27 protein-coding genes are annotated in these 26,958 nt (G+C 63.2%); 24 read left to right on the top strand and 3 right to left on the bottom strand.

Annotated elements, in window-relative coordinates; genetic code table 11:
• The first annotated feature begins 36 nt into the window (after positions 1 to 36).
• Complete coding sequence (locus ACFOKF_RS11390; protein WP_380795729.1) at positions 37 to 1,239, top strand: phosphoglycerate kinase; 1,203 nt, start codon at positions 37 to 39, stop codon at positions 1,237 to 1,239.
• Between the two features lie 124 nt (positions 1,240 to 1,363).
• Here the strand turns inward: ACFOKF_RS11390 and ACFOKF_RS11385 are convergent, their stop codons facing one another.
• Both ACFOKF_RS11385 and ACFOKF_RS11380 read right to left on the bottom strand, forming a co-directional pair.
• The gene (locus tag ACFOKF_RS11385; RefSeq protein ID WP_380795727.1) at positions 1,364 to 2,578 is read right to left on the bottom strand and encodes an MFS transporter; all 1,215 of its coding nucleotides are present in this window, start codon (positions 2,576 to 2,578) and stop codon (positions 1,364 to 1,366) included.
• Between the two features lie 140 nt (positions 2,579 to 2,718).
• Positions 2,719 to 3,204: a TlpA family protein disulfide reductase gene (locus tag ACFOKF_RS11380; protein WP_380797760.1), complete on the bottom strand. Its 486-nt coding sequence runs from the start codon at positions 3,202 to 3,204 to the stop codon at positions 2,719 to 2,721.
• Positions 3,205 to 3,500: 296 nt separating this feature from the next.
• Here ACFOKF_RS11380 and ACFOKF_RS11375 point away from each other — a divergent pair, with 296 nt between their 5' ends.
• Positions 3,501 to 4,406: a fructose bisphosphate aldolase gene (locus ACFOKF_RS11375; RefSeq protein ID WP_380797758.1), complete on the top strand. Its 906-nt coding sequence runs from the start codon at positions 3,501 to 3,503 to the stop codon at positions 4,404 to 4,406.
• Positions 4,407 to 4,483: 77 nt separating this feature from the next.
• The gene (locus tag ACFOKF_RS11370) at positions 4,484 to 5,530 is read left to right on the top strand and encodes a hypothetical protein (RefSeq protein WP_380795725.1); all 1,047 of its coding nucleotides are present in this window, start codon (positions 4,484 to 4,486) and stop codon (positions 5,528 to 5,530) included.
• Positions 5,531 to 5,628: 98 nt separating this feature from the next.
• Here the strand turns inward: ACFOKF_RS11370 and ACFOKF_RS11365 are convergent, their stop codons facing one another.
• Positions 5,629 to 6,756 (bottom strand): DmpA family aminopeptidase, encoded by a 1,128-nt coding sequence (locus ACFOKF_RS11365; protein ID WP_380795723.1) that lies wholly within the window; start codon positions 6,754 to 6,756, stop codon positions 5,629 to 5,631.
• Between the two features lie 97 nt (positions 6,757 to 6,853).
• Here ACFOKF_RS11365 and thiE point away from each other — a divergent pair, with 97 nt between their 5' ends.
• The 21 genes from thiE to ACFOKF_RS11260 all read left to right on the top strand — a co-directional run bounded on the left by thiE (position 6,854) and on the right by ACFOKF_RS11260 (position 26,956).
• Positions 6,854 to 7,555 carry a thiamine phosphate synthase gene (thiE, locus tag ACFOKF_RS11360; RefSeq protein ID WP_380795721.1) on the top strand — a complete coding sequence of 234 codons (702 nt, stop codon included), beginning with the start codon at positions 6,854 to 6,856 and terminating at the stop codon, positions 7,553 to 7,555.
• A 125-nt stretch (positions 7,556 to 7,680) separates the two neighbouring features.
• Positions 7,681 to 8,778, top strand: a complete 1,098-nt coding sequence (locus tag ACFOKF_RS11355) for a L,D-transpeptidase family protein (protein ID WP_380795720.1) — start codon at positions 7,681 to 7,683, stop codon at positions 8,776 to 8,778.
• Positions 8,775 to 9,344, top strand: a complete 570-nt coding sequence (locus ACFOKF_RS11350; RefSeq protein WP_380795718.1) for a M23 family metallopeptidase — start codon at positions 8,775 to 8,777, stop codon at positions 9,342 to 9,344. Before ACFOKF_RS11355 ends, ACFOKF_RS11350 begins: the two co-directional genes overlap by 4 nt.
• Positions 9,345 to 9,634: 290 nt before the next feature.
• Positions 9,635 to 10,198 (top strand): elongation factor P, encoded by a 564-nt coding sequence (gene efp / locus ACFOKF_RS11345; RefSeq protein ID WP_380795717.1) that lies wholly within the window; start codon positions 9,635 to 9,637, stop codon positions 10,196 to 10,198.
• Positions 10,198 to 10,569 carry a hypothetical protein gene (locus tag ACFOKF_RS11340; RefSeq protein WP_380795715.1) on the top strand — a complete coding sequence of 124 codons (372 nt, stop codon included), beginning with the start codon at positions 10,198 to 10,200 and terminating at the stop codon, positions 10,567 to 10,569. The genes efp and ACFOKF_RS11340 overlap by 1 nt, the downstream gene beginning before the upstream one ends.
• A 40-nt stretch (positions 10,570 to 10,609) precedes the next feature.
• A complete protein-coding gene (locus ACFOKF_RS11335) occupies positions 10,610 to 11,425 on the top strand; it encodes an inositol monophosphatase family protein (protein WP_380795714.1) in 816 nt (271 codons plus the stop codon).
• A gap of 267 nt (positions 11,426 to 11,692) precedes the next feature.
• Positions 11,693 to 12,067 (top strand): NADH-quinone oxidoreductase subunit A, encoded by a 375-nt coding sequence (locus ACFOKF_RS11330; protein ID WP_093012011.1) that lies wholly within the window; start codon positions 11,693 to 11,695, stop codon positions 12,065 to 12,067.
• The gene (locus ACFOKF_RS11325; protein ID WP_380795712.1) at positions 12,058 to 12,612 is read left to right on the top strand and encodes a NuoB/complex I 20 kDa subunit family protein; all 555 of its coding nucleotides are present in this window, start codon (positions 12,058 to 12,060) and stop codon (positions 12,610 to 12,612) included. The genes ACFOKF_RS11330 and ACFOKF_RS11325 overlap by 10 nt, the downstream gene beginning before the upstream one ends.
• A 1-nt stretch (position 12,613) precedes the next feature.
• A complete protein-coding gene (locus ACFOKF_RS11320) occupies positions 12,614 to 13,339 on the top strand; it encodes an NADH-quinone oxidoreductase subunit C (protein ID WP_380795710.1) in 726 nt (241 codons plus the stop codon).
• The gene (locus ACFOKF_RS11315; RefSeq protein WP_380795708.1) at positions 13,339 to 14,574 is read left to right on the top strand and encodes an NADH-quinone oxidoreductase subunit D; all 1,236 of its coding nucleotides are present in this window, start codon (positions 13,339 to 13,341) and stop codon (positions 14,572 to 14,574) included. Before ACFOKF_RS11320 ends, ACFOKF_RS11315 begins: the two co-directional genes overlap by 1 nt.
• Positions 14,574 to 15,242 carry a complex I 24 kDa subunit family protein gene (locus ACFOKF_RS11310; RefSeq protein ID WP_380795706.1) on the top strand — a complete coding sequence of 223 codons (669 nt, stop codon included), beginning with the start codon at positions 14,574 to 14,576 and terminating at the stop codon, positions 15,240 to 15,242. The genes ACFOKF_RS11315 and ACFOKF_RS11310 overlap by 1 nt, the downstream gene beginning before the upstream one ends.
• Positions 15,239 to 16,576, top strand: coding sequence for an NADH-quinone oxidoreductase subunit NuoF (gene nuoF / locus ACFOKF_RS11305; RefSeq protein ID WP_380795704.1), 1,338 nt, complete (start codon positions 15,239 to 15,241; stop codon positions 16,574 to 16,576). The genes ACFOKF_RS11310 and nuoF overlap by 4 nt, the downstream gene beginning before the upstream one ends.
• 2 nt (positions 16,577 to 16,578) lie before the next feature.
• A complete protein-coding gene (gene nuoG / locus ACFOKF_RS11300; RefSeq protein ID WP_380795703.1) occupies positions 16,579 to 18,585 on the top strand; it encodes an NADH-quinone oxidoreductase subunit NuoG in 2,007 nt (668 codons plus the stop codon).
• Positions 18,582 to 19,622, top strand: a complete 1,041-nt coding sequence (nuoH, locus tag ACFOKF_RS11295; RefSeq protein ID WP_380795701.1) for an NADH-quinone oxidoreductase subunit NuoH — start codon at positions 18,582 to 18,584, stop codon at positions 19,620 to 19,622. Before nuoG ends, nuoH begins: the two co-directional genes overlap by 4 nt.
• Position 19,623: 1 nt before the next feature.
• Entirely contained in the window at positions 19,624 to 20,109 is a 486-nt protein-coding gene (gene nuoI / locus ACFOKF_RS11290; protein WP_380795699.1) for an NADH-quinone oxidoreductase subunit NuoI, read from the top strand.
• Between the two features lie 29 nt (positions 20,110 to 20,138).
• Complete coding sequence (locus ACFOKF_RS11285; protein ID WP_380795698.1) at positions 20,139 to 20,750, top strand: NADH-quinone oxidoreductase subunit J; 612 nt, start codon at positions 20,139 to 20,141, stop codon at positions 20,748 to 20,750.
• A gap of 112 nt (positions 20,751 to 20,862) precedes the next feature.
• Entirely contained in the window at positions 20,863 to 21,168 is a 306-nt protein-coding gene (nuoK, locus tag ACFOKF_RS11280) for an NADH-quinone oxidoreductase subunit NuoK (RefSeq protein WP_004211745.1), read from the top strand.
• Positions 21,169 to 21,178: 10 nt separating this feature from the next.
• Positions 21,179 to 23,269, top strand: a complete 2,091-nt coding sequence (gene nuoL, locus ACFOKF_RS11275; RefSeq protein WP_380795697.1) for an NADH-quinone oxidoreductase subunit L — start codon at positions 21,179 to 21,181, stop codon at positions 23,267 to 23,269.
• Positions 23,269 to 24,816, top strand: coding sequence for an NADH-quinone oxidoreductase subunit M (locus ACFOKF_RS11270; protein WP_380795695.1), 1,548 nt, complete (start codon positions 23,269 to 23,271; stop codon positions 24,814 to 24,816). Before nuoL ends, ACFOKF_RS11270 begins: the two co-directional genes overlap by 1 nt.
• Positions 24,816 to 26,252, top strand: coding sequence for an NADH-quinone oxidoreductase subunit NuoN (gene nuoN / locus ACFOKF_RS11265; RefSeq protein WP_380795694.1), 1,437 nt, complete (start codon positions 24,816 to 24,818; stop codon positions 26,250 to 26,252). Before ACFOKF_RS11270 ends, nuoN begins: the two co-directional genes overlap by 1 nt.
• Entirely contained in the window at positions 26,249 to 26,956 is a 708-nt protein-coding gene (locus tag ACFOKF_RS11260) for a biotin--[acetyl-CoA-carboxylase] ligase (protein WP_380797755.1), read from the top strand. The genes nuoN and ACFOKF_RS11260 overlap by 4 nt, the downstream gene beginning before the upstream one ends.
• The last annotated feature ends 2 nt before the right edge of the window (positions 26,957 to 26,958 follow it).

Here is a 26,958-nt window from a genome sequence, read left to right as displayed (position 1 = left end):
AACGGTTTTTTTATGCGTATAATCAGGGGAAAAGACATGACCAAGCCCTTCAAGACGCTCGATGACATGGGGGACATCACCGGCAAGGTGGTGCTGGTGCGCGAAGACCTGAACGTCCCCATGCAGGATGGTTCGGTCAGCGACGACACCCGCCTGCGCGCGGCGATGCCGACCGTGCTGGAACTGGCCGATCGCGGCGCCAAGGTGCTGATCCTGGCCCATTTCGGCCGCCCCAAGGGGCAGAAGAACCCGGAATATTCGCTGTCGAAGATCACCCGTCCGCTCACCCAGGTGCTGGGCCGTGAAGTCCAGTTCATCCCTGACTGCCAGGGCGAAGCGGCCGCCGACGGGATCAAGGTGATGCGCAACGGCGACATCGCGATCCTGGAAAATACCCGCTTCCATCCCGGCGAGGAAAAGAATGATCCGGCGCTGGTGGAGGCCATGGCGGCGATCGGCGACCTGTACGTCAACGACGCCTTCTCCGCCGCGCACCGCGCGCACGCCTCGACCGAGGGGCTGGCGCACAAGCTGCCCGCCTTTGCGGGTCGTTCGATGGAAAAGGAACTGGACGCGCTGGCGGCGGCGCTGGGCGCGCCGGTGAAGCCGGTCGCGGCGGTCGTGGGCGGCGCGAAAGTGTCAACCAAGCTGGACGTGCTCAACAATCTGGTCGCCAGGGTCGATCATCTGATCATCGGCGGCGGCATGGCCAACACCTTCCTCTATGCCCGCGGCGTCGATGTCGGCAAATCGCTGTGCGAAAAGGATCTGAGCGAGACGGCCGAAGCGATCTTCGACAAGGCGGAAGCCGCCGGCTGCATCATCCATCTGCCCTATGACGTTGTCGTGGCGAAGGAATTTGCGGCGAACCCGCCGTCTGTGCGCACCTGCAACGTGCATGAAGTCGCCGAAGACGAGATGATCCTGGACGTCGGTCCGTCTGCGGTCGAGGCGCTGGGCGATGCGCTCAAGAACTGCCGCACTCTGGTCTGGAACGGCCCGCTGGGCGCGTTCGAGATCGCGCCGTTCGACACGGCGACCGTGGCGCTGGCCAAGACGGCGGCGGCGCTGACCAAGGAAGGGCAACTGACGTCGGTCGCTGGCGGCGGCGACACGGTGGCCGCGCTCAACCATGCGGGCGTGGGCAGCGACTTCAGCTTCATCTCGACCGCCGGTGGCGCGTTCCTGGAATGGATGGAAGGCAAGGAGCTGCCGGGCGTGAAGGCGCTGACGATCTGAATATGAAATAATCCGTTCGTGTCGAGCCCTTCGACTGCCTGCTTGCAGCAGGCGCTCAGGACAGGCCAAGGTCGAGAAGCGTGTCTCGACTTCGCTCGACACGAACGGAGGTTATTCCAATATCTTACCGGGCAACGCTAGCGCCCCGGTCGAACAACAGGAAGCCCAGCGTGGCGACGCTGCCGATCGCTGCGCCGGCCATGGCGCTGGCCGACCAGCCGCCCGCTTCGAACGTGACGGAGCCAATCACCGATCCCAGCGCGCCGATGACGAACATCACCGTCACATAGGCCGCGTTGATCCGGCCGCGCGCATGCGGATCGAGCGAGAAGATCAGCTTCTGCCCGGTGATCTGGCTCATCTGCACCGCTGCGTCGATCAGCACCGCCATGATGGTGAAACCGATCAGGCTGCCCGCCGCCACCGTCCAGTCGGCCAGCAGGAATCCGATCGTCAGGCCCGCAAGACCAATCAGCGAGGCCGGCCGCGTCAGCTTGCGATCGGCCAGCCAGCCCGCGACCGGCGCGATGAGCGCACCGCCGGCCCCGGCCAGCGCAAAGGCGCCGACGCCGGTGTGGCTCAGGTGAAAATCATGGATCAGCGCCAGCGGCGCAGCGGTCCAGAACAGGTTGAAGGCGGCGAACATCATCGCCTGATAGAAGGCGCGCAGCCGCACCACCCGATGCTGCACCAGTTGGGCGAAGGTCGACGCCAGCACCGCGCCATAATGCATCCCGCCCTTGGGCGTGCGGCGGGGGCAGGCGGCCAGCAACGCGACGGCGACGATGCCCATGGCCACGGCCGACAGGATGAAGGTCGCGCGCCAGCCGACCGATCCGGCGAGGAAGCTGGCGATCGGCCGGGCGAGCATGATGCCGAACAACAGGCCGCTCATCACCGTGCCGACGACGCGACCCTGTTTTTCGGGCGTGGCGAGGTGCGAGGCGAGGGGGACGATCACCTGCGCGCCGATCGCGCCGATGCCGGTGACGATCGATGCGATCAGGAAGCTGGTTGGGCCGGCGGACAAAGCGATGCCGGTGCAGCCCGCAATCGTGAGCAGGATCGACCCCAGGATGATCCGGCGATTTTCGAACAGGTCGGCGATCGGCACGATCAGGAACAGGCCGAGGCCATAGCCCAGCTGCGTCAGGGTGGTGATCAGTCCCGCGACGCTGGCGGACATGCCGATTTCCGGGCCGATCACATCGATCAGCGTCTGGGCATAATAGAGATTGGCGACGATCACGCCGCACGCCACCGCCATCAGCAGGATTTTTGCAGAAGAAAGATCGACGGCGGGCGCGGGGGAGGCGGGGGAGGCAAGGCTGCTGGTCATGGCTGGCCTAATGGGTCTTGAAGCGCAACCTTTCAACCCTGCCTCGGGGTTTGATGGGCTAAGAATTTGTTTGAAAAATGCGCGAAGGGCGCATTTTCTTGGCGGTGCGGATGCGCCGGAGGCGCATTTCCAAACAGCCTCTATGACGGGGCCTTTTCCTTGAGCAACGGCACCAGCAGGCTGTTGAGCGCGTCCAGATCGAACGCGCCGGACCGGGCGTAGCGCAGCACCCCGGCGCGATCGATGATGAAGTTGGTGGGCACGCCGGTCAGCGGACCATAAGGCCCCTTGATGCGCCGGGCGGACGGGATCGCCATGGCCGCGAACAGCTTTTTGAGCTGGCCGATCGGCACCGAACCCTGCGTGGTGATGGCAAAGACTTTCAGCCCATATTTTTGCTGCGCCGCATAATAAGCGTCGAGCGTCGGCAATTCCTTGCGACAGGGCACGCACCAGGTCGCCCAGAAATTGAGCAGCACCACCTGTCCCTTAAGGTCCGCCAGCGCCACCTTGCTGCCGTCGATCAGCGTGAGTTCAAAGGCCGGCGCCGGCGCTCCAATGGCAGGCTGCGTCGCGGCATTGGCGGGCGCAGCGGTTGCTGTAAGCCCCGTCAGCCAGCCCGCCATGGCGATGGTCCACAACCGTCCGGTCGATTTCGTCATTGTCTGCCCCCCCCACCCTTAACGCACATGCTGCATGACCCCATGGACATGGATAGCATCCCGCCGCAGATATGCCAGTTCCCGTTTCGGGACGCCCCGATGTTTCTTGCGGTGCGGCATGGGACTAGCTAACAGCGCGTAGACCGGCGATCATAACAGGATGTCGCTCCCGGCCGGCAGATGATGGAGCATCTGCCGAAACTCCATTTTTCCGCGCGCCCGTGCAGGGATGCGCCGCAAGCAAGAGAAGGTATGTGCAGATGCTGGATCAGGACATGAAGCAGAAGATCGCGGACGGCAACGGCTTCATCGCCGCGCTGGACCAGAGCGGCGGTTCGACGCCCAAGGCGCTCAAGGGCTATGGCATCGAAGAAGGCGCCTGGGGCAGCGAAGAGGAAATGTTCGGCCTGATCCACGCGATGCGCAGCCGCGTCATCACCGCGCCGCCCTTCACCGGCGACAAGGTGCTGGGCGCGATCCTGTTCGAACGCACCATGGACGGCACCGTCGACGGCAAGCCCACCCCGACCGCGCTGATCGAACGCGGCGTCGTGCCCTTCATCAAGATCGACAAGGGTCTGGAAGACGAGGCCAATGGCGTTCAGCTGATGAAGCCCAATCCGGGCCTCGACGCGCTGCTGGCCCGCGCCAAGGGGCTGGGCGTGTTCGGCACCAAGGAGCGTTCGGTGGTGAACCTGGCCAACGCCGAAGGCATCGCCGCGGTCGTCGCGCAGCAGTTCGAAGTCGGCAAGCAGGTTCTGGCCGGCGGTCTGATGCCGATCATCGAGCCGGAAGTGAACATCAAGTCGCCCGAACGCGCCGAAGCGGACGCAATCCTGCTTGCGGAAATCCTGAAGAATCTCGACGCCCTGCCCGAAGGCGAGCAGGTGATGCTGAAGCTGTCGCTGCCCGCCAAGCCCGGCCTGTTCGACCCGCTGGTCGATCATCCCAAGGTGCTGCGCGTCGTGGCGCTTTCGGGCGGGTTCAGCCGCACCGAAGCCTGCGCCGAACTGGCCAAGAATCGCGGCATCATCGCCAGCTTCAGCCGCGCGCTGCTGAACGATCTGCGTCACCAGATGACCGAGGATGAGTTCAACGCATCGCTGGGCGAAGCGATCGACGAAATCCACGGCGCATCGGTCGCCAAGCAGCCGGTCGCGGCCTGAACATCTGACTGACTGACGGCCGGCGCAGCTCTGGGGAGGGCGGCGCCGGCTGATCGCTTCTGGGGGAAGAGCGAAACATGCATGTTCTGCGTCGCGCGCTGATGATCGGCGCGCTGGGTCTGTGTTCCGCGCCTGCCGCGCAGGCTGCGCCGGTGCGCGACACGATGCTGCCGACCGCGCAGGAAGACGCCACGCTGACGGCGCTCAACAGTGAAATGGCGGCCTATGGCCTGTGGATGACGCAACTCAACGCCATCCAGTTGCCGGTCCTTGGGCAGTTGTCGGCATTGCAGCCCGCATGGGACAGCGCCATGCGGCAGGGGCCGGCGAAAGGGGCGCTGACCTTCCGCCCGATCGTGGATCGCATGGTCGTTTCCATCGATCAGGCCAACCGGCAACTGGCCGCGCTCGATCAGCCGGATTTCCCAAGCCTCGCCCTGACCGACGACATCAAGACGCCCGGTCTGGTCGCGGATGCCGTCCATCTCAACGGACAGGTCAAGGCGCTGATCCAGAGCTTCATTCCGCTGATGGACGCGATGAAGCGCAATGACCAGAAGGCCGGCGCTGCCGCCGGGCGGCAGATGATCGGCAGCATGAAATTGCTGCTGGCCGCGCAGGAAAAGAGCGCACGGGCGGCGCTGGCCGCTACCCCGCGGGAAGAAGGCGCCTGGCATATGGCCAATGCCGAATTGCTGCTGGCCGAAACCATGGCGCTGATCATTTCACCCGTCGATCTTGATCGGCCAGCTAAGGTGGATACCGTCTTCGCTACCCGATTGTCCGCGATGGCCGACAAGATAGCGATGGCGATGGACGATGGTGACAAGGATGCCGATGCGACACTGGAGCGCTGGCATGCGGTGGCGGCGGAACTGGACCGCACCAGTCAGGCCAATGGCGCCAGCGCCATGCAGCGCGCCATCCGGGCCATCACGGTCGGTCGGGAAATTTTTGCCACGGTCCGATCCACCGTGCCGATCCTGCGGGATGCGGCGACCCGTTTCCGCACCCAGCCGGTTTCGATCTTCACGCTGGGCGCGCTGCTCAAGCAGTTCCGGCCGATCCGCCAGCAGGCCAATGATATTTCGGTCCGCGCGGCGGAGGGAATGGCGGGGGTCTGAAATATAATCCGATCATTCTGAATCGGATTATATTCTATTTCTCTTTTGTTTGCCGCATTTTCCGAGTCAGCAGATGACACCATCTGCTTTGAAAATGCTCAATCTCCCGCCTTCAGCATCGGCAGCACCTTGTCGAGCGGCAGCGCCTGCGCCGTGCCGCGATGCCCTTCGACCGTCTGCGCCTTGAACAGGGCGTTCAATACCGCTTCCTCGGTCGCCTCGATCGTCGCCTGAAATAGCGGCGACATGCGGTCATTGGGCAGATCCTCCACCGCCGCGACGGCATTGCGCTTTGCCGCCGTGCGCCGCACCGTCGGGTTGGTGGAAAAGGCGATGGCATAGTCGCCCGATCCATTGGAGAAGCTGGAGCCGGTGCGCGCGATGCCGCCGAATGCGCGTTCGGCCACGCGGCGCAGATTGCGGTCGGACAGCGGCGCGTCGGTGGCGATCACGATCACCACCGATCCGTCCGCCTTCTTCTCTTCGACTTGCTGCCGATAATCATATTGGCCCAGTTTCACGCCCACCGGCACGCCCGATATGGTCAGCACCCCGCCATAATTGGCCTGCACCAGCACGCCCACGGTCCAGCCGCCCAAAGAGGAGGGCAGTTTGCGCGAGGATGTGCCGATCCCGGCCTTGAAGCCGAAAGCCACGGTGCCGGTCCCCGCGCCGACCGCGCCTTCCTCCACCGGGCCGGGCTTTGCGCTCTCGATCGCGCGGCGGGCGTCGGCGATGGCGACATGGCGGCCGCGAATGTCGTTCAACATGCCGTCATTGGTTTCGCCCACCACGGCATTGACCGACCGCACCTCTTCATTGCCCGGCTGCGCCAGCGTCCATTCGACCGATGCGGCGGCGGCTTCGGCGACGCTCAGCGTATTGGTCAGCAGGATCGGCGTTTCGATCTCGCCCAGTTCGGCGACCTGGGTCGATCCCATGAACTTGCCGAAGGCGTTATAGGCGACGAAGCCGGCCGGCGCCTTGTCCTGAAACAGGTTGCCGCCATGGGGAAGGATGGCGGTGACGCCGGTGTTGACGTCATGGGTGCGCGGCAGCGTCACCTGACCCACGCGCACGCCGGCGACATCGGTGATGGCGTTGAGCGGGCCGGGGGAGAGGATGCCCACGCTGACACCGGCTTCCCGTGCGCGGGGGCGGGCGGCCTCCTTCGCAGCCAGCGGCGCACCGGACAGCAGCAACAGAAGGGCGATGGCGTGGCGCATAATGCTTTCCCCAATTTTATGAGGGCCTTCGTCTATCAGCCCGGCAGGCCGGCCGCCATGGTCTTGGCGCGGGCGACAGAGTGGCTATAAGGCGCGCATGACCGACTTTACCGATGAAGAGCTGGCGCTCGATCCGCATTTTGCCGACCAGTTCGAACAGGGCTTTCGCCCGGCATGCCAGCTTTACCTGATTTCCCCGCCGACGATCGACGAGACGTTCGTCGATGCGCTGGCCGCCGCCTTCGATGGGGGGAAGGTCGCGGCGTTCCAGTTGCGGCTGAAGGGGCTGGATGAAGAGGCGATCGCGCAGGCGGCCGCCCCGCTGCAAAAGCTGTGCGCGGATCGCGACGTCGCCTTCATCATCAATGACAGCGCCGCGCTGGCGCACCGGCTGGGCGCGGATGGCGTGCATCTGGGGCAGGGGGACGGCGATCCCAAGGCGGCGCGCAGGCTGCTGGGGCCAAAGGTGCAGATCGGCATCACCTGTCATGACAGCCGCCATATGGCGATGGAAGCGGGCGAGGCGGGCGCGGACTATGTCGCGTTCGGCGCCTTCTACCCCACCACCACGAAGGAAACGACGCATCAGGCCGATCCGTCGATCCTGGGCTGGTGGACGACGCTGTTCGAACTGCCCTGCGTCGCGATCGGCGGCATCAATGCGGACAATGCCGCGCCGCTGGTGGCGGCCGGCGCGGATTTTCTGGCCGTCAGCGGGGCGGTGTGGAACCATCCCGAAGGGCCGAAGGCGGGCGTGGCGGCCTTTGCGGCGGTGCTGGACTGGGAGAACGAGGGATAAGCCCCTCCCTTTCAAGGGAGGGGAGAATATGTGTCCGCCTCCTGCTTCAAACATCCTATGCGCCGCCCAAGGCAGCTTTCTGCGCGTCCGTGCGTTGTCTCTTCCTGATCCGGGAGAGTATCGCCTTGAAATATCGCCTTCTTGCTCTGACTTTGTCATGCGCGGCCTGCAATGTGAACGTCACCGACGCCAATGACAGCGCGCCGGCCGCGCCGGTCAATCAGATGCCCGGCAATCAGGCGCAGGCCGCGCCCGATCCATCCGCCGATTATGCTTTCCAAATTGTGGCAGAGCCGGGCGGTAAGCCATGGCAACCTAACCAGATTTTGCAGGCGCAGGTGGCGCTTGATCGCGCCGGCTTCTCGCCCGGCGTGATCGATGGCAAGGATGGCATGAGCTTCAAGGCGGCGCTGCGCGGCTTTCAGGAAGCGAATAATCTGCCCGTAACCGGCGTCTATGACCAGAAGACCTCCGTCGCTCTGCTGGAGGGGGAGGCGCGGCCAACCACCTGGCTGGTGAAAATCCCGGCCGGTTTTGCCCGTGGTCCCTTCTTCACGATTCCCAGGGGACTGAACGAGCAGGCGAGCCTGCCCGCGCTGACCTATCGCAATCTGCTGGAGAAGCTGGCGGAGCGGTTCCACACCACGCCCGAAGCGCTGATCGCGCTTAACCCGCCGAACACGAAGGCGGCTGCCGGCGCGACGATCCGCGTGCCCGCGATCGATAATCAGCCGGTCGCGCGGATTGCGGGGGATGAGCGCGGCTGGGGCGAAACGCTGGCCAGTCTGGCGGTTGCGAAGGATCAGCCGCAGGCCGATCATCTGGTGGTGGACAAATCGGACGGGCTGCTGCGGGTCTATAATGCCGACAACCGCCTGATCGCACAGTTTCCGGTGACGACAGGCTCGCAGCATGATCCGCTGCCGCTGGGCGAATGGACCATCAAGGGGGTTAGCCGTAATCCCGATTTTCACTATAATCCCAATCTCTTCTGGGACGCTTCTGCCACCGACAAGAAAGCGTTGCTGCGCCCTGGTCCCAATGGTCCGGTCGGCGTGGTGTGGATCGACCTGTCGAAGGATCATTACGGCATCCACGGCACGCCCGAGCCGCAGACGATCGGCCGCACCGAAAGCCATGGCTGCATCCGCCTGACCAACTGGGACGCCGCCCGTCTGGCCCAGATGGTGAAGAGCGGGGTCAAGGCGCGGTTTCAGGCGTGAATGGGCGGTTGTGGAGCGGGGGCGTCGTCGCGCTGCTGCTCTGCGCCGCCTTCGCCCATTTTTGCGTGCGCATCGTGCCGGCCGACCCGCCATCGGCTCCGTTGCAGCAGGCGGCGACGCGCCCTGCCGACGCTGGCCCGCTGCTGATCCCGGTGGAGGGCGTGCCGGCATCCGCGCTGACCGACAGCTTCACGCAGGCGCGGGCTGGCGGCGCGCGGCCGCATGACGCCATCGACATCATGGCTGCGCGGGGCAGGGCGGTTCTGGCCGCCGCTGACGGTCGCGTCGAAAAACTGTTCTGGAGTGAGGAGGGCGGCCGCACCCTGTATCAGCGCTCCGCCGATGGCCGGATCATCTATTATTACGCTCATCTGGACGGCTATGCGCCGGGCCTGCGCGAAGGGCAGACGCTGCGTCGCGGGCAGCGGATCGCGACCGTGGGCAGCACCGGCAATGCCGATCCCGCTGCGCCGCATCTGCATTTCGCGGTCAACGTCATGGCGGCGGGCGACCCCTGGCATGGCGGCCGGCCGGTCAATCCCTATCCGCTGCTGGTGCGCCGCTAATCTGTCCTGCAGGTCAGAGTTTATGCTAGCTCCGTTCGTTTCGAGCGAAGTCGAGAAACGCGCGCGCCACCGTTTCTCGACTTCGCTCGAAACGAACGGAGATGGGTATGGGCGGCTTTGCGAAAATGTCCTGTATAGGAAACGCGATTTCAGGATATGCGGGAAAAGTGCGAAGTTAAGCGCCGGCGGGCCTGCCTCTTGCCCTTGGCCCCGTAGCGCTGTAAAGGCGCGGCCAGCCTCAAGAGAGGCCGGCTCTTTTCCACATTCAGACATATAGGCAGGCTCTTCCCATGAAGATCAGCGGCGTGGACATTCGTCCCGGCAACAATATCGAATATGAGGGCGGCCTGTGGCGCGCTGTCAAGATTCAGCACACCCAGCCCGGCAAGGGCGGCGCCTATATGCAGGTGGAGCTGAAGAACCTGATCGACGGCCGCAAGAACAACGTCCGTTTCCGCTCCGCCGAAAGCGTCGAGCGCATCCGTCTCGACACCAAGGATTTCCAGTATCTCTATGCCGAAGGCGATATGCTCGTCTTCATGGATCAGGAAACCTACGAACAGATCAACCTGCCGTCAGAATTGCTGGGCGAGGCCGCAGCCTTCCTTCAGGACGGCATGATGGTCGTTCTGGAAATGTATGAAGAACGCCCGATCAGCGTCCAACTGCCCGAAACCATCGAAGCCACCGTCGTCGAAGCCGACGCCGTGGTGAAGGGGCAGACCGCATCGGCCAGCTACAAGCCGGCGATCCTCGACAATGGCGTGCGTGTCATGGTGCCGCCGCACATCGTCAGCGGCACGCGCATCGTGGTGGACGTCTATGCCCGCGAATATGTGAAGCGGGCCGACTGATGCGGTCGGGGCGCAGCGCGGCGGCATGGGCCGTCCTTGTGGCGATCGGCACGCTGCCGGCTGCGCTCCCCGTTGCGGTGTCCGCCCAGACGCCGCCGACCAAGGCGCAACTGGACAGCGCAGCCCAGACGCTGCGCATCATCATGAGCGCGCTTCAGTCGAGCGAGGTCGAACAGCCGGTCAAGAGCGCGCTGTTCGATTGCCTCTATTCCAATTCGATCGGTGAGATCAGTGCGGCCACGGACAAGGTGATCGCCGCAAATGCCGGCAAGGTCGATCGCAAGGATGTGTCGCAGATGCTGGCGGTGATCGCCGGCACATGCGGCTATCGCCCGAAAGCGCCGGCCGCCAAGCCCGCACCGAAGAAATAACCCAGCAGGCCGCCCGGATGCGGGCGGCGGAGAAAAGAACATGGTATCGCATTCCGGCCTTCTCACCGTCATGGAGCGCGCCGCGCGCAAGGCAGGCAGCAAGCTGCGCCGCGACTTTGGCGAGGTCGAGCATTTGCAGGTCAGCCGCAAGGGACCGGCCGACTTCGTGTCCAAGGCCGATCAGCAGGCCGAGCGCACCCTGGTCGAGGAATTGCAGAAGGCGCGCCCCGACTGGGGCTTCCTGCTGGAAGAAGGCGGGGTGATCGAAGGCGATCCGACCAAGCCGCGCTGGATCATCGATCCGCTGGACGGCACCACCAACTTCCTGCACGGCATCCCGCACTTCGCCATCTCGATCGCGGTGGAAGAACCGCTGTTCGGCGGATCGAAGCGCGAAGTGACCACCGGCCTTATCTATCAGCCCGTCACCGACGAAAGCTATTGGGCGGAAAAGAGCCGGGGCGCCTGGCGCCATGACCAGCGGCTGCGCGTGTCGGCCCGCCGTGACCTGGCCGATTGCGTGATCGCGACCGGGATCCCGTTCATGGGCCATGGCAATATGGCCGAATGGACCCGCATCTTTGGCGCAGTGGCCCCCTCGGTCGCCGGCATCCGCCGTTTTGGCGCGGCTTCGCTCGATCTCGCCCATGTCGCCTCTGGCCGCTATGACGGCTATTGGGAAAGCGGGTTGCAGCCCTGGGACGTCGCTGCCGGCCTGCTGCTGGTGCGCGAAGCGGGCGGCTTCGCCAGCGACTTCCGCGGCGGCGATCAGGCGATCGAGCGCAAGGAAGTGATCGCCGGCAACGACGCCATCCACAGCAAGCTGCACAAGCTGGTGGCCGGCGCGCTGCGCTGATCGCCAGATTGTTGCAATTAAAGAGGCTCATGGTTCGCCATGAGCCTTTTTTATGTCTGCGTAGGCCGCCTATGATGCGGATTTATGTAAAAGTTGTAACTTGACACGGCTGGAAACGGGCCTTGCCGCCGCCAACTCCGGCGCTGCCGCGCTGCGGCTGTAAGTGGCGGATTTCTTGCGAATCATTCTCACATCCCTGGCCCCTTGCTTCGCATATGCAGCAGGCTTAAAGGCCCCCCAGAACAAATTTTCGCCCAGGGGATTCCATTGGTCGATCTCGCCCAATATCTGCCGATCCTGATCTTTCTCGGGATTGCCTTGTTGCTTTCCACGGCATTCGTCTTTCTGCCGATGCTGGTGGGCCGCCTGACCGGCGCGCACAAACCTGACCCTGCCAAGCTCTCTGAATATGAGTGCGGTTTCCCCGCATTTGAAGAGCCGCGCAGCCAGTTCGACGTGCGTTTCTATCTGGTCGCCATTCTCTTCATCATCTTCGATCTTGAAGCGGCGTTCCTGTTTCCGTGGGCGGTTAGCCTCGACCAGATCGGCTGGGCCGGCTGGGCGACGATGATGATCTTCATAGCGGAGCTGGTGCTCGGCCTCGTCTATGCGTGGAAGAAGGGAGCACTCGATTGGGAGTAGAACTGACCAGCCCCATGCCCGGCACCATGCCGCCCATGGGGACGCAGCCCGACCAGGCCTTTTTCGACTCGCTGAACAGCGAAGTGAATGACAAGGGCTTCCTGATCACATCGACCGAGGAATTGTTCCAGTGGGCCAGAACCGGCTCGCTGTGGTGGATGACCTTCGGCCTGGCCTGCTGCGCGGTGGAGATGATCCACGTCAACATGCCCCGTTACGACATGGAGCGTTTCGGCGCTGCGCCGCGCGCCTCTCCGCGCCAGTCGGACGTCATGATTGTTGCGGGCACGCTCTGCAACAAAATGGCCCCGGCGCTGCGCAAGGTCTATGACCAGATGTCCAACCCGAAATATGTGATTTCGATGGGCAGCTGCGCCAATGGCGGCGGCTATTATCATTATAGCTATTCCGTGGTCCGTGGCTGCGACCGCATCGTGCCGGTCGACATTTATGTGCCGGGCTGCCCGCCGACCGCCGAGGCCTTGCTCTACGGCATCATGCAGTTGCAGCGGAAGATCCGCCGGATCGGGACGATTGAGCGTTAATATGGGCCATTCTGCACCCAAGATCGTGAACCCTGAAGGCATTGCCGAGGAAATCGGCGCGCTGCTGGGTGGCATGCTGATCGAAACCGTCGATCATGCTGACGAACTGACCTTTACCGTCGTGCGCGAGGATCTGGCCAACGCCATGGTCGCGCTGCGCGACATGGGCCATTATCAGCAGTTGATGGAAATTGCGGGCGTCGATTATCCCGATCGCCCTGAGCGGTTCGAAGTCTGCTATCATCTGCTGAGCGTTACGCGGAACCATCGCGTTCGCGTGAAGGTGTCGACCGACGAAGATACGCCGGTGCCCACCGTCACGCATCTCTGGCCGGTCGCCGGCTGGCTGGAGCGCGAAGTGTTCGACATGTATGGCGTCGTGTTCGACGGCAACAAGGATCTGCGCCGCATCCTGACCGACTATGGCTTCAAGGGCCATCCGCAGCGCAAGGACTTCCCGCTGACCGGCTATGTCGAGCTGCGCTATTCCGAAGAGGATAAGCGCGTCGTCTATGAGCCGGTGAAGCTGGCGCAGGACTTCCGCAGCTTCGACTTCATGTCGCCGTGGGAAGGCGCGCAATATGTGCTGCCCGGCGACGAAAAGGCTGCTGCCCCTGCGGCGCCTGCCGCTGCGCCTACCCCCAAGGTGACGGAGAAGAAGGGCGTGAGCGGCGCCGGAGAGCCGACCGACAGCGCGGCGAACAAAAAGTCCGAGGACAAGGCCTGATGTCCGACTATCTGGAAAAGCTGGACCATATCACCGATGCGGCCGACCCGGCCTATGGCGATACGGAAATCCAGAATTACACGATCAACTTCGGCCCGCAGCACCCGGCGGCACACGGCGTTCTGCGTCTGGTCATGGAACTGGACGGCGAAATCGTCGAGCGCTGCGACCCGCATGTCGGCCTGCTGCATCGCGGCACCGAAAAGCTGATCGAGCACAAGACCTATATGCAGGCTTTGCCCTATTTCGACCGGCTGGACTATTGTTCGCCGCTCGGCATGGAGCATAGCTATGTTCTGGCGGTCGAAAAGCTGCTGAACCTGGAAGTGCCGCTGCGCGCGCAATATCTGCGCGTGTTCTTCGCGGAACTGACCCGCATCTGCAATCACATGCTGAACCTGGGTTCGCACGTGATGGACGTGGGCGCGATGACGCCGAACCTGTGGCTGTTTGAAATCCGCGAGGATTGCCTCAACTTCTTCGAACGGGCATCGGGCGCGCGCATGCACTCGGCCTATTTCCGGCCGGGCGGCGTGCATCAGGATGTGCCGCTCAAGCTGCTGACGGACATTGCCGAATGGCTCGACACCCGCCTGCCGCGTCTGTTTGAAGACGCGATGAGTCTGGTCGTCGACAACCGCATCTTCAAGCAGCGCAACGTCGACATTTCGGTGGTGAGCAAGGAAGATGCGCTCAAGTGGGGCTTCTCCGGTCCCATGCTGCGCGGTTCGGGCATCGCCTGGGATATCCGCAAGGCGCAGCCCTATGACGTGTATGACCGCATGGACTTCGACATTCCGGTCGGCACCGCCTATGACTGCTATGATCGGTTCATGGTTCGCGTTGAGGAAGTGCGCCAGTCCGCGCGCATCATGAAGCAGTGCCTCAATGAAATGCCCGAAGGGCCGATCGCCAGCTTCGACCGCAAGGTCTCGCCGCCCAAGCGCGGGGAAATGAAGCGGTCGATGGAAGCGCTGATCCACCACTTCAAGCTCTATACCGAAGGCTTCCATGTCCCGGCGGGCGAAGTCTATGTGGCGACGGAAAGCCCCAAGGGCGAATTCGGCGTCTATCTGGTCAGCGACGGCAGCAACAAGCCCTATCGCTGCAAGATCCGCCCGACCGCTTTCTCGCATCTGCAAGCAATGGACTTCATGATGAAGGGCCACATGCTCGCCGACACCACCGCTGTACTGGGCGCGATGGACATCGTGTTCGGAGAATGTGACCGATAATGGCTGACGCAGTTCATATCCCCGATGAGGCCGAAACCCGCGCGCGCTGGGGCGCGTTCGAGTGGACCGCCGAAAATGCCGAACAGGCCAAGAAGGTCATCGCGCGCTACCCCGCCGGTCGCCAGCAGTCGGCGGTGATGCCGCTGCTCGACCTGGCCCAGCGTCAGGTTGGCGCCGAAACGCAGACCAATGGCTGGCTGCCCGTGCCGGTGATGGAATATATCGGGCGTCAGCTCGATATGCCGTATATGCGCGTGTACGAAGTCGCGACCTTCTACACCATGTACAACCTCGCGCCGGTCGGCCGCTATCATGTGCAGGTGTGCGGCACGACGCCGTGCATGCTGCGCGGGTCGGACGATGTGTTCGCCGCGTGCAAGAACAAGGGTCTGGTCAAGGGCGGGACGACCCCTGACGGCCTGTTCACCCTGACCGAAGTCGAATGCCTTGGCGCCTGCGCCAACGCGCCGATGGTCCAGATCAACGACGATAATTTCGAAGATCTGACCTATGACAGCACGGTCGCGATCCTGGAAACGCTGGCCGCTGGCGGTCAGCCCAAGATCGGCCCGCAGATCGACCGTCAGACGAGCGCGCCCGAAGGCGGCCCGACCACGTTGAAGGACATGGTCAGCGACAATCACGACTATCGGGGGGATTGGGCATGACCGACGCACCCGCTACACCGGCTCCCTTCGTCGGCCCGCTGGCCGACAAGGACCGCATCTTCACCAACGTCCACGGCTTCCAGGATTGGGGCATCGACGCCGCCATGAAGCGCGGCGATTGGGACAATACCAAGAAGCTGATGGAGATGGGGCAGGACGCCATCATCGACACCATCAAGGCGTCGAACCTGCGCGGCCGTGGCGGCGCCGGCTTCCCGACCGGCATGAAGTGGAGCTTCATGCCCAAGGAAAGCAAGGATGGTCGTCCCAGCTTCCTGGTCATCAACGCCGACGAATCCGAGCCGGGTTCGTGCAAGGACCGCGAAATCATCCGTCACGATCCGCACAAGCTGATCGAAGGCGCGCTGATCGCCGGTTTCGCGATGCGGGCGCGCGCCGCCTATATCTATATTCGCGGCGAGTTCATCTATGAGGCGAAGGTGCTCTTTGCCGCCGTCGAGCAGGCCTATGAAAAGGGTTTCATCGGCAAGAATGCTTGCGGTTCGGGCTATGATTTCGACGTGTTCGTCCATCGTGGCGCCGGCGCCTATATCTGCGGCGAGGAAACCGCGCAGATCGAAAGCATCGAGGGCAAGAAGGGCCAGCCCCGCCTGAAGCCGCCTTTCCCGGCGGGTGCGGGCCTCTATGGTTGCCCGACGACCGTGAACAATGTGGAATCGATCGCGGTTTCGCCGACGATCCTGCGGCGCGGTGCGGCCTGGTTCAACGGCTTTGGCCGTGAGAATAACCGCGGCACCAAGCTGTTCCAGATCAGCGGCCATGTGAACAAGCCGTGCGTGGTCGAAGAAAGCATGTCGATCCCGTTCCGCGAACTGATCGACCGCCATTGCGGCGGCATCCGGGGCGGCTGGGACAATCTGCTGGCGGTCATCCCCGGCGGTTCGTCGGTTCCTTTGGTTCCTGCCAAGGAAATCATGGACGCGCCGATGGACTTTGACGGTCTGCGTGCGCTGGGTTCGGGCCTTGGCACCGCCGCCGTGATTGTCATGGACAAGTCGACCGACATCGTCCGCGCCATTTCGCGTCTCTCCTACTTCTACAAGCATGAGAGCTGCGGCCAGTGCACGCCGTGCCGCGAAGGCACCGGCTGGATGTGGCGCGTCATGGAACGTCTGCGCACCGGCGACGCCGACCAGAGCGAAATCGACATGCTGTTCAATGTGACCAAGCAGGTCGAAGGCCATACCATCTGCGCGCTTGGCGACGCGGCGGCATGGCCGATCCAGGGGCTGATCCGGCACTTCCGGCCGGAAATCGAGCGCCGGATCAACGAGAACAAGGGTAGTGCCCCCGTCATGGAGGCAGCGGAGTAACCATGCCGAAGGTCAAAGTAGACGGCGTAGAACTGGAAGTCCCGGCCGGGGCGACCGTTCTTCAGGCTTGCGAGCAGGCGGGGAAGGAAATCCCCCGTTTCTGCTATCATGAGCGCCTTTCCATCGCGGGCAATTGCCGCATGTGCCTGGTCGAGGTGAAGCCCGGACCGCCCAAGCCGCAGGCTTCGTGCGCGCTGCCGGCCACCGAAGGTCAGGAAATCCGCACCGACAGCGAAATGGTCAAGAAGGCCCGCGAAGGGGTGATGGAGTTTCTGCTCATCAACCACCCGCTCGATTGCCCGATCTGCGATCAGGGCGGTGAGTGCGACCTTCAGGACCAGTCGGTCGCCTATGGCCGTGGTTCGTCGCGCTATGACGAAAACAAGCGCGCCGTGACCGAGAAGAATATGGGTCCGATCGTCAAGACGGTCATGACCCGTTGCATCCAGTGCACCCGCTGCGTGCGCTTTGCAGAGGAAGTCGCGGGCGTGCCGGAAATCGGCGCCATCTATCGCGGCGAAAATATGCAGATCACCACCTATCTCGAACATGCTGCCAAGAGCGAGCTGTCGGGCAATGTGGTCGACCTGTGCCCGGTCGGCGCGCTGACCGCCAAGCCCTACGCTTTCGAAGCGCGTCCGTGGGAATTGAAGAAGACCCATGCGATCGACGTGATGGACGCGCTGGGCACCAACATTCGCCTCGACAGCCGTGGTCGTCAGGTGCTGCGCGCCGTGCCGCGCATCAATGACGATGTGAACGAGGAGTGGGCGTCAGACAAGACCCGTCACAATGTCGACGGTCTGGTCCGCAAGCGCCTCGACAAGCCGTTCGTGCGCAAGGATGGCAAGCTGGTTCCTGCCACCTGGGCGGAAGCCTTTGCCGCCGTCGCCGCCGTCCAGCATGGCGGCAGCGTCGCGGCGATCGCGGGCGACCTGCTCGATTGCGAAACCATGTTCGCTGGCAAGGCGCTGGTCGAAAAGCTGGGCGGCACCATGCTGGAAGGTCGTCAGACCGGCCTGTCCTATGATGTGTCGAGCCTGTCGTCGGTGGTGTTCAACACGCCGCTGGCTGATCTGGAAACCGCGGACGTCATCCTGCTGGTCGGCACCAACCTGCGCTGGGAAGCGCCGCTGGTGAACACCCGCATCCGCAAGGCGATCAAGAAGGGCGCGAAGGTCTTCGCCGTCGGCCCTGAGTTCGACCTGACCTACAAGGTCGAATGGCTGGGCAATGACGCGTCGCTGCTGGCCAAGCTGCCGGAAGCCGTGCTCGAATCCTTCAAGGGCGCTGCCCGTCCGGCGATGATCGTCGGTGGCGGCGTGCTGGCCAAGGACGGCGCGCATGGTGACACGCTGGCGCTGGTCGAGACGCTGGGCCTGATCAAGGATGGCTGGAACGGCTATAATGTCCTGCACTTCGCGGCGGCGCGCATGGGCGGCCTGATGCTGGGCTATGCGACCCAGGGCGGCATCAAGGCGGTGGCTGAGGCCGCCCCCAAGCTGCTCTTCTCGCTGGGCGCGGATGAAGTCGATTATTCGGCCTTTGGCAGCAGCTTCAAAGTCTATGTCGGCCATCATGGCGACAAGGGCGCACATGCAGCCGACGTCATCCTGCCGGGCGCGACCTACGCCGAAAAGGCGGGCACCTACGTCAATCTGGAAGGCCGCGTGCAGTTCGGTGAAAAGGCCGTGTTCGCACCGGGCGACGCCCGTGAGGACTGGTCGATCCTGCGCGCGCTTTCCGACGCGCTGGGCGCCAGGCTGCCGTTCGACAGCTTCGAACAGCTGCGCGCCGAAATGGCGAAGGCGGTTCCGGCGCTGGGCGTCGAAGGTCTGGCCGACTATGGCTGGTCCGTGCCTTCGCTGCCGACCGGCGCGACCGGCGAGCTGGGTTCGCCGATCAAAGATTTCTACCTCACCAACGCCATCTGCCGCGCCAGCCCGACGATGCAGCAATGCTCGTCCGAACTGGTCCACGGCGTTGAGTTTGCGGAGGCCGCAGAGTGACCGCTTTCTTCCAAGGCCTTGGCCTGCCATTCGAGGGCGCCTGGCTGCTCTCCACCATCATCGGCATCCTCGTCATCGCGCTGCCGCTGATGCTGGCGGTCGCTATGATCATCTATGCCGACCGCAAGATCTGGGCCGCCATGGCGCTGCGCCGTGGTCCCAACGTCGTTGGTCCGTTCGGCCTGCTTCAGTCCTTCGCGGACGGCCTGAAGGTTTTCCTTCAGGAAACCATCATTCCTTCGGCCGCGAACAAGACCTTGTTCCTGATCGCGCCGATCATCACCTTCACCGTGGCGCTGATGGCCTGGGCCGTCATCCCCTTCGGTGCGGGCGTGCTGGTGTCGAACATCAACGTCGGACTGCTCTACATTCTCGCCATCTCGTCGCTGGGCGTGTACGGCGTGGTGCTGTCGGGCTGGGCGTCCAACTCCAAATATCCCTTCTACTCCGCGATCCGCGCCTCCGCGCAGATGATCAGCTATGAAGTCTCGATCGGCTTCATCCTGATCACCGTGGTTCTGTGGGCCGGCAGCTTCAACATGTCGGCGATCGTGGGAAGCCAGAAGGGCTATTACGGCTTCGTCAACGGCAACTTCATCAACCCGTTGCTGTTCCCGATGGCGATCATGTTCCTGATTTCGGCCATGGCGGAAACGGCGCGCGCGCCGTTCGACCTGACCGAAGCGGAGTCCGAACTGGTTGCAGGCTATCAGACCGAATATTCGTCCATGGCCTTCGCCCTGTTCTGGCTGGGTGAATATGCCAACGTGATCCTGATGTGCGGCCTGAACGCGATCCTGTTCTGGGGTGGCTATCTGCCGCCGTTCGACTGGGCGCCGCTCTATCTGGTGCCGGGCATCATCTGGTTCCTGCTCAAGATCGCTTTCTTCTTCTTCGTCTTCTCCTGGGTGAAGGCGACGGTGCCCCGCTACCGCTACGACCAGCTGATGCGGCTGGGCTGGAAAATCTTCCTGCCGACCTCGCTGCTGTTCGTCTTCCTGGTTTCGGGCTTCCTCATGCTGACAAGGTATTCGTGACATGAGCCTTGGCTATTACGTCAAAAGCTTCACCCTCTGGGAGTTTGTGAAAGCGCACTGGCTGACCTTGAAGTATTTCTTCAAGCCTAAGGCGACGATCAACTATCCCTATGAGAAGAACCCGATTTCGCCGCGTTTCCGTGGTGAACATGCGCTGCGCCGTTACCCCAATGGGGAAGAACGCTGCATCGCGTGCAAGCTGTGCGAGGCCATTTGTCCGGCGCAGGCGATCACCATCGAGGCGCAGCCGCGCGAGGATGGCAGCCGCCGTACGACGCGCTACGACATCGACATGACCAAGTGCATCTATTGCGGTTTCTGTCAGGAAGCCTGCCCGGTGGATGCCATTGTCGAAGGCCCGAACTTCGAGTTCGCGACCGAAACCCGCGAGGAACTGGTCTATGACAAGGCCAAGCTCCTGGAAAACGGTGACAAGTGGGAGCGTGCCATCGCTGCCAATCTTGCTGCCGATGCCCCCTATCGTTAAGCCGCCGGCGTCAAAGGGAATATGAACCTGTGATCCACGTCCTCGCCTTTTACCTGTTCGCCATTTTGGTGGTGAGCAGCGGCGCGCTCACGATATTGTCGCGCAACCCGGTCCATTCGGTCCTCTGGCTGATCCTGGCCTTCTTCAACGCCGCCGGTCTGATGATCCTGCTCGGCGCCGAATTCATCGCGATGCTGCTTGTCATCGTCTATGTCGGCGCGGTTGCGGTGCTGTTCCTGTTCGTCGTCATGATGCTCGACATCGACTTCGCCGAACTGCGCGCCGGCTTCGTCAGCTATCTGCCCTTTGGCCTGCTGATCGCGGCGGTGCTGCTGGCGGAAATCATCCTGGGCATTGGCCTCTGGAGCGTCGGTCCGATCGAACTGGCGCAGCGCGCCGGCCCGGTGAACCCGGAACTGAGCAATATTCAGGCGATCGGCGGGCTGCTCTATACCCACTACATCTTCCTTTTCGAGGCGGCGGGCATCGTCCTGCTGGTTGCGATGATCGGCGCCATCGTGCTGACGCATCGTGCCCGTGGCGGCGTGCGGCCGCAGAATATCGCCAAACAGAACCGTCGCCGTCCGCAGGATGCGACGCGGAACATCAATCAGCCCGTGGGGCAGGGGGTGGAGCTGTGATCGCGACCCTTTTCGTCATGCCAGCGCAGGCTGGCATCTCATGCGCCCGTGCGCAAACGCCTGAGACCCCAGCTTTCGCTGGGGTGACGGCCTCTCTCATGGGGGTGGAGCTGTGATCGGCCTTCAACATTATATGGTGGTCAGCGCCATCCTCTTCGTAATGGGGGTGCTGGGCATCTTCATCAACCGCAAGAATGTCATCATCATCCTGATGGCGATCGAGCTGATCCTCCTCAGCGTGAACATCAACCTTGTCGCCTTCAGCGCCTTTCTGGGCGATCTGGTGGGGCAGGTGTTTTCGATGTTCGTGCTGACCGTCGCGGCGGGTGAAGCGGCCATCGGCCTCGCCATCCTCGTCATTTACTTCCGTGGTCGCGGCACCATTGCCGTTGACGATGTCAACCGGATGAAGGGCTGAGACTGACCCCATGATCCAGTTCATAGTTCTTCTTCCGCTGCTGGCGGCTGCCATCGCCGGCCTTGGCAACAAGGCCCTTGGCAAGCTGCCCGCAAAGATCGTCACCACCGGCGCGCTGTTCGCAGCCTGCGCCATGAGCTGGGCGATCTTCATCCCCTTCGTCACCGGCCATGCCGAAGCGTCGGTCACGCCGCTGTTCACCTGGATCGAAAGCGGCAGCTTCGACGCCCAGTGGGCGCTGCGCGTCGACACGATGACGGCGGTCATGCTGGTGGTCATCACCAGCGTGTCGAGCCTCGTCCACCTCTATAGCTGGGGCTATATGGACGAAGAGCCGGATCAGCCGCGCTTCTTCGCCTATCTCTCGCTCTTCACCTTCGCGATGCTGATGCTCGTGACCGCGAACAATCTGTTGCAGATGTTCTTCGGCTGGGAAGGCGTGGGTCTGGCTTCGTACCTGCTGATCGGTTTCTGGTTCCGCAAGCCCAGCGCCAATGCGGCCGCGATCAAGGCGTTCGTCGTCAACCGCGTCGGCGACCTTGGCTTCATGATGGGTATTTTCGGCACCTATCTGGTGTTCAACACCATCTCGATCCCGGAAATTCTGGCCGCCGCGCCGTCTATGGCCGGTTCGACCATCGGGTTCCTGGGCTATCGTTTCGACACGATGACCGTGCTTTGCCTGCTGCTGTTCGTCGGCGCGATGGGCAAGTCGGCGCAGCTTGGCCTCCACACCTGGTTGCCCGACGCGATGGAAGGCCCGACCCCGGTGTCGGCGCTGATCCATGCGGCCACCATGGTCACGGCCGGCGTCTTCATGGTCTGCCGCCTGTCGCCCATGTTCGAAGTCAGCCCGACGGCGCTGACCGTCGTCACCTATGTCGGCGCGGCCACCTGTCTGTTCGCGGCGACCGTTGGCACGGTGCAGACCGACATCAAGCGCGTCATCGCCTATTCGACCTGTTCGCAGCTGGGCTATATGTTCTTTGCGGCCGGTTGCGGCGCTTATGGCGCGGCGATGTTCCACCTGTTCACGCACGCTTTCTTCAAGGCGCTGCTGTTCCTGGGCGCCGGCTCGGTCATCCATGCGATGCATCACGAACAGGACATGCGTTACTATGGCGGCCTGCGTAAGAGCATTCCGATCACCTTCTGGACGATGACGCTGGGTACGCTGGCCATCACCGGCGTGGGCATCCCGCTCGTCGGCGTGGGCTTTGCCGGCTTCTATTCAAAGGACGGCATCCTGGAAGCGGCCTTTGCTTCGGGCGGTGCGGGCGTCGGCGCTTATTATGTCGGCGTGTTCGCCGCGCTGCTGACCAGCTTCTACAGCTGGCGTCTGGTGTTCCTCACTTTCTTCGGCAAGCCGCGCTGGACCCAGTCCGAACATATCCAGCATGCGCTGCATGACTCCCATGGGCACGACGCCCATGGCCATGGTCATGACGATCATGGGCATGACGATCACGCGCACGCCGCGCAGGGTCACGGCCATGGCCATGACGATCATCATGCGCATGATGCAGGCGACGGCACCGGTGGCTATCACCCGCATGAAAGCGGGCTGGTCATGCTGATCCCGCTGCTGGTGCTGAGCATGGGCGCAGTGTTCGCCGGCTTCATCTTCCACGACCAGTTCATTGGTCCGGAAGGCGGCATCGAATTCTGGAAGGGCGCTCTGGCGTTCAACAGCCACCTGATGCACGCGGCGCATGAAGTGCCGACCTGGGTCAAGTTCGGTCCGTTCACCGTGATGCTGACCGGTCTGGTCATTGCCTGGCTGGCTTATATCAAGAACACCGACTGGCCGCAGCGCTTTGTCGCCACCTTCGGCGCGCTGTACCAGTTCCTGCTGAACAAGTGGTATTTTGACGAGCTGTATAACTTCCTGTTCGTCAAGCCTGCCTTTGCCATCGGCCGGTTCTTCTGGAACTTCGGTGACATCGGCCTGATCGACCGCTTTGGCCCCAACGGGCTGGCCGCTCTGGTCGTGCAGGGCAACAAGATCACCCGTCGGCTTCAGTCCGGCTACCTCTACACCTATGCGCTGGTGATGCTGATTGGCCTCGCCGCGGCTGCAACCTGGGCGATGACACGATAATGGACGGCTTCCCCATCCTTTCCCTGATGATGGCAGTGCCGATGGCTGGCGCCATCGCCTGTCTCTTCGCGAGCGCCAACAGCGCGCGCTGGATAGCGTTGATCGCCACGCTGGTCGATCTGGTGCTGGGCATCGCGCTCTGGACGAATTTCGACCAGGGCGGGCTGCAATGGCAGTTCCAGGAATATTATCCGGTGTTCGGGCGTTTCGCCTGGGCGCTGGGTATCGACGGCATCGCCCTGATGCTGATTGCGCTGACCGTCTTCCTGATGCCGATCTGCATCGGCGCCAGCTGGGAAGCGATCACCAAGCGCGTGCCGGAATATATGGCGGCGTTCCTGTTCATGGAGGTGCTGATGATCGGCGTCTTCGCGGCGCAGGATCTCTACCTCTTCTACATCATGTTCGAAGCCGGCCTGATCCCCATGTATCTGGTGATCGGCATCTGGGGCGGCGCCAACCGCATCTATGCTTCGTACAAATTCTTCCTCTACACGCTGCTCGGCTCGGTCCTGATGCTGATCGCGATGATGTGGATGGTGCATGAAACCGGCACCACTGAAATTCCGGCCCTGATGGCCTATAATTTCGATCCGCATGTCCAGACCTGGCTCTGGCTCGCCTTCTTCGCCAGCTTCGCGGTGAAGATGCCGATGTGGCCGGTCCACACCTGGCTGCCCGACGCGCACGTTCAGGCGCCGACCGCAGGGTCGGTCATTCTGGCCGGCGTGCTGCTGAAGATGGGTGGTTATGGCTTCATCCGCTTCTCGCTGCCCATGTTCCCCGAAGCATCGGCCCAGTTCGCCTGGCTGGTGTGGGGTCTGTCGATGGTCGCGGTGGTCTATACCAGCCTCGTCGCCCTCGTTCAGTCGGACATGAAGAAGCTGATCGCCTATTCCTCGGTCGCGCATATGGCGATCGTGACCGTCGGCCTGTTCGCCTTCAACCAGGCGGGCATCGAAGGTTCGATGATGGTCATGTTGGGCCATGGTCTGGTGTCGGGCGCGCTGTTCCTGTGTGTCGGCGTCATCTATGACCGGCTGCACACCCGCGAGATCAACCGTTATGGCGGCCTCAGCATCAACATGCCCAAATATGCGGTGCTGTTCCTGCTGTTCACCATGGCGTCGGTCGGTCTGCCGGGCACGTCCAACTTCGTCGGCGAATTCCTGTCGCTGATGGGCATTTATCAGGCATCGAGCTGGGTCGCGCTGGTCGCCACCACCGGCATCATCCTGGGTGCGGCCTATATGCTCTACCTCTATCGCCGCATCTGTTACGGCGATCAGGTGAATGCGGATGCGGCCGCCATGTCCGACCTGTCGGTGCGCGAAATTGCGCTGCTGGCGCCGATCGCGGCGGCGGTTCTGTGGATGGGCGTCTATCCCGAGAGCTTCCTCGCGCCGATGCGGGCCGACATTCGTGCGCTTGAAGCGCGCCTCGCCCCTGCGGCTCCCGCAGGAGATTCCAAGATCAAGATGGGTGCGCCCAAGCCTGCGGGCGAGGGCCACCATGAAGAAGCACCGGCGCACGGGGAGGCGCACTGATGATTGACTCCGCTTCCCTTCTGGCGGTCCTGCCGGAACTCATCCTGACGGCGGGTGGGCTTGTCCTGATGCTCGTCGCGGCTTTCGGCGGCGACAATAGCGCGCGCGTCATCAATTGGCTGTCCGTGGTGACGCTGGCGATTGCCGGCATCTCGCTGTCCTGCTCGCTGGCCCACGGCCCGGACGCCTTTGACGGGCTGATGCGCGCAGACGCCTTCTCGGTCTTTGCCAAGGCGCTGATCTATGGCGCGGCGGCGGCGGCCATCCTGCTTGCGCCGCGCTTCTTCTCGGTCGGCGGCAAGCCGCGCCCCGAATATGCGGTGCTGATCCTGTTCGCCGCCATCGGCATGGGCATGATGGTGTCGGCGGGCGACCTGCTGACGCTGTATGTCGGGCTGGAGATGAACAGCCTTGCCTCCTATGTGCTGGCCAGCTTCATGCGCCAGGATGAAAAGTCGTCGGAAGCGGGCCTGAAATATTTCGTGCTCGGTTCGCTGGCGAGCGGCATCCTGCTCTATGGCTCGGCGCTGCTTTATGGCTTCACCGGCACCACGGCGTTTGACGGCATTGCGGTCGCCATGGGCGACGGCGTGTCGAACGGCGAACTGTTCGGCATGGTGTTCCTGCTCTGCGGTCTGGCGTTCAAGATCAGCGCAGTGCCGTTCCACATGTGGACGCCCGACGTTTATGAAGGCGCGCCGACCCCGGTCACGGCCTTCTTTGGCAGCGCGCCCAAGGTCGCCGCCATGGCGCTGACCGTGCGCGTCGCGATCGAAGCGCTCGGCCCGGCGGGTCTGGACTGGCAGCAGATCGTCATCTTCGTGGCGCTGGCGTCGATCCTGTTCGGCGCCGTGGCGGCCATCGGCCAGACCAGCCTGAAGCGCCTGATGGCCTATTCGTCGATCAACAATGTCGGCTTTGCGCTGATCGGCCTTGCCGCCGGCACGCCGGCCGGCGTTGCGGGGACGATGAGCTATATGGCCATCTATGTCCTGATGACGGTCGGCGGGTTTGCGTGCATCCTTCAGTTGCGCGATGCCGACGGCAAGCCGGTCGACACGATCGCCAACCTTGCCGGCCTGTCGCAGTCGCGCAAGGGCCTGGCTGCGGCCTTCGCCATCTTCATGTTCTCGATGGCTGGCATCCCGCCGCTCTTCGGCTTCTGGGCGAAGTTCCTGGTGTTCGATGCCGCGGTCGCCGCGAACCTGACTGCACTGGCGGCCTTCGGCATCGCCATGTCGGTGATCGGCGCCTTCTATTATCTCAAGATCATCAAGACGATGTATTTTGACGAGCCGGTCATCGCCTATGAGGCGAAGGGTGGTCCGGTCGAAAACATCATCCTGACGGCCTGCGCCGTGGTGATCGTGCTGGGTTATCTGCTCAACCCCGTACTGGATCAGGCGAGCGCCGCCGCTGCGGCGTCGCTGTTCTGACACTTCTTCGCTTCGTCGAGGAAACTGGCTCCACCAACGCCGATATGCTGGCGTTGGTGGAGCAAGGCGTTCCAGAGGGCAACTGGCTGCGCGCCGGCCGCCAGACCGGGGGCAGGGGCCGCATGGGCCGCGCGTGGGAAAGCCCGGTCGGCAATCTCTATTGCTCCACATTGGTCAGGATCGCGCCGGGCGATCCGCTGCCCCATACGCTGGCGCTGGTCGCCGCCAATGCGGTGCATGCGCTGATCGCGCCGCTATGCGCCGGGCAGGCGCGGATCAAATGGCCCAATGACATATTGGTCGATGGCGCGAAGATCGCCGGCATATTGCTGGAGCGGTTCGGCGATGCGATCATCATCGGCATCGGCATCAACGTCACCCATCATCCGACCGGCCTTGATCGTCCCGTCACAAGCCTTGTCGCGCAGGGAGCCGCCGACGCGGAAGCCGGCGCGCTGATGGAGCGGCTGGCGCAGCTTTTCGCGCATTGGCTGGGTATCTGGCGGGCGCAGGGGCTGGACCCGGTGCGCGCCCATTGGCTGATCAACGCCCATCCGACCGGCACGCCGATGCGCGTCGTCCAGCCCGACGGCGAAGTGGTGGAGGGCGCGTTCGACACGCTCGACCGCCAGGGCATGTTGATCCTGCGCTTGGCGAATGGCGAAAGCCGTGCCATTCACGCCGGCGACATCATTCTGACCTGAAG

Origin of the sequence: Sphingobium rhizovicinum, from assembly GCF_042647625.1 — a bacterium.
Classification (GTDB): Bacteria; Pseudomonadota; Alphaproteobacteria; order Sphingomonadales; family Sphingomonadaceae; genus Sphingobium; species Sphingobium rhizovicinum.
The sequence above is the reverse complement of the archived record's forward strand: the minus strand, read 5'-3'. Positions and strand labels throughout refer to the sequence as shown.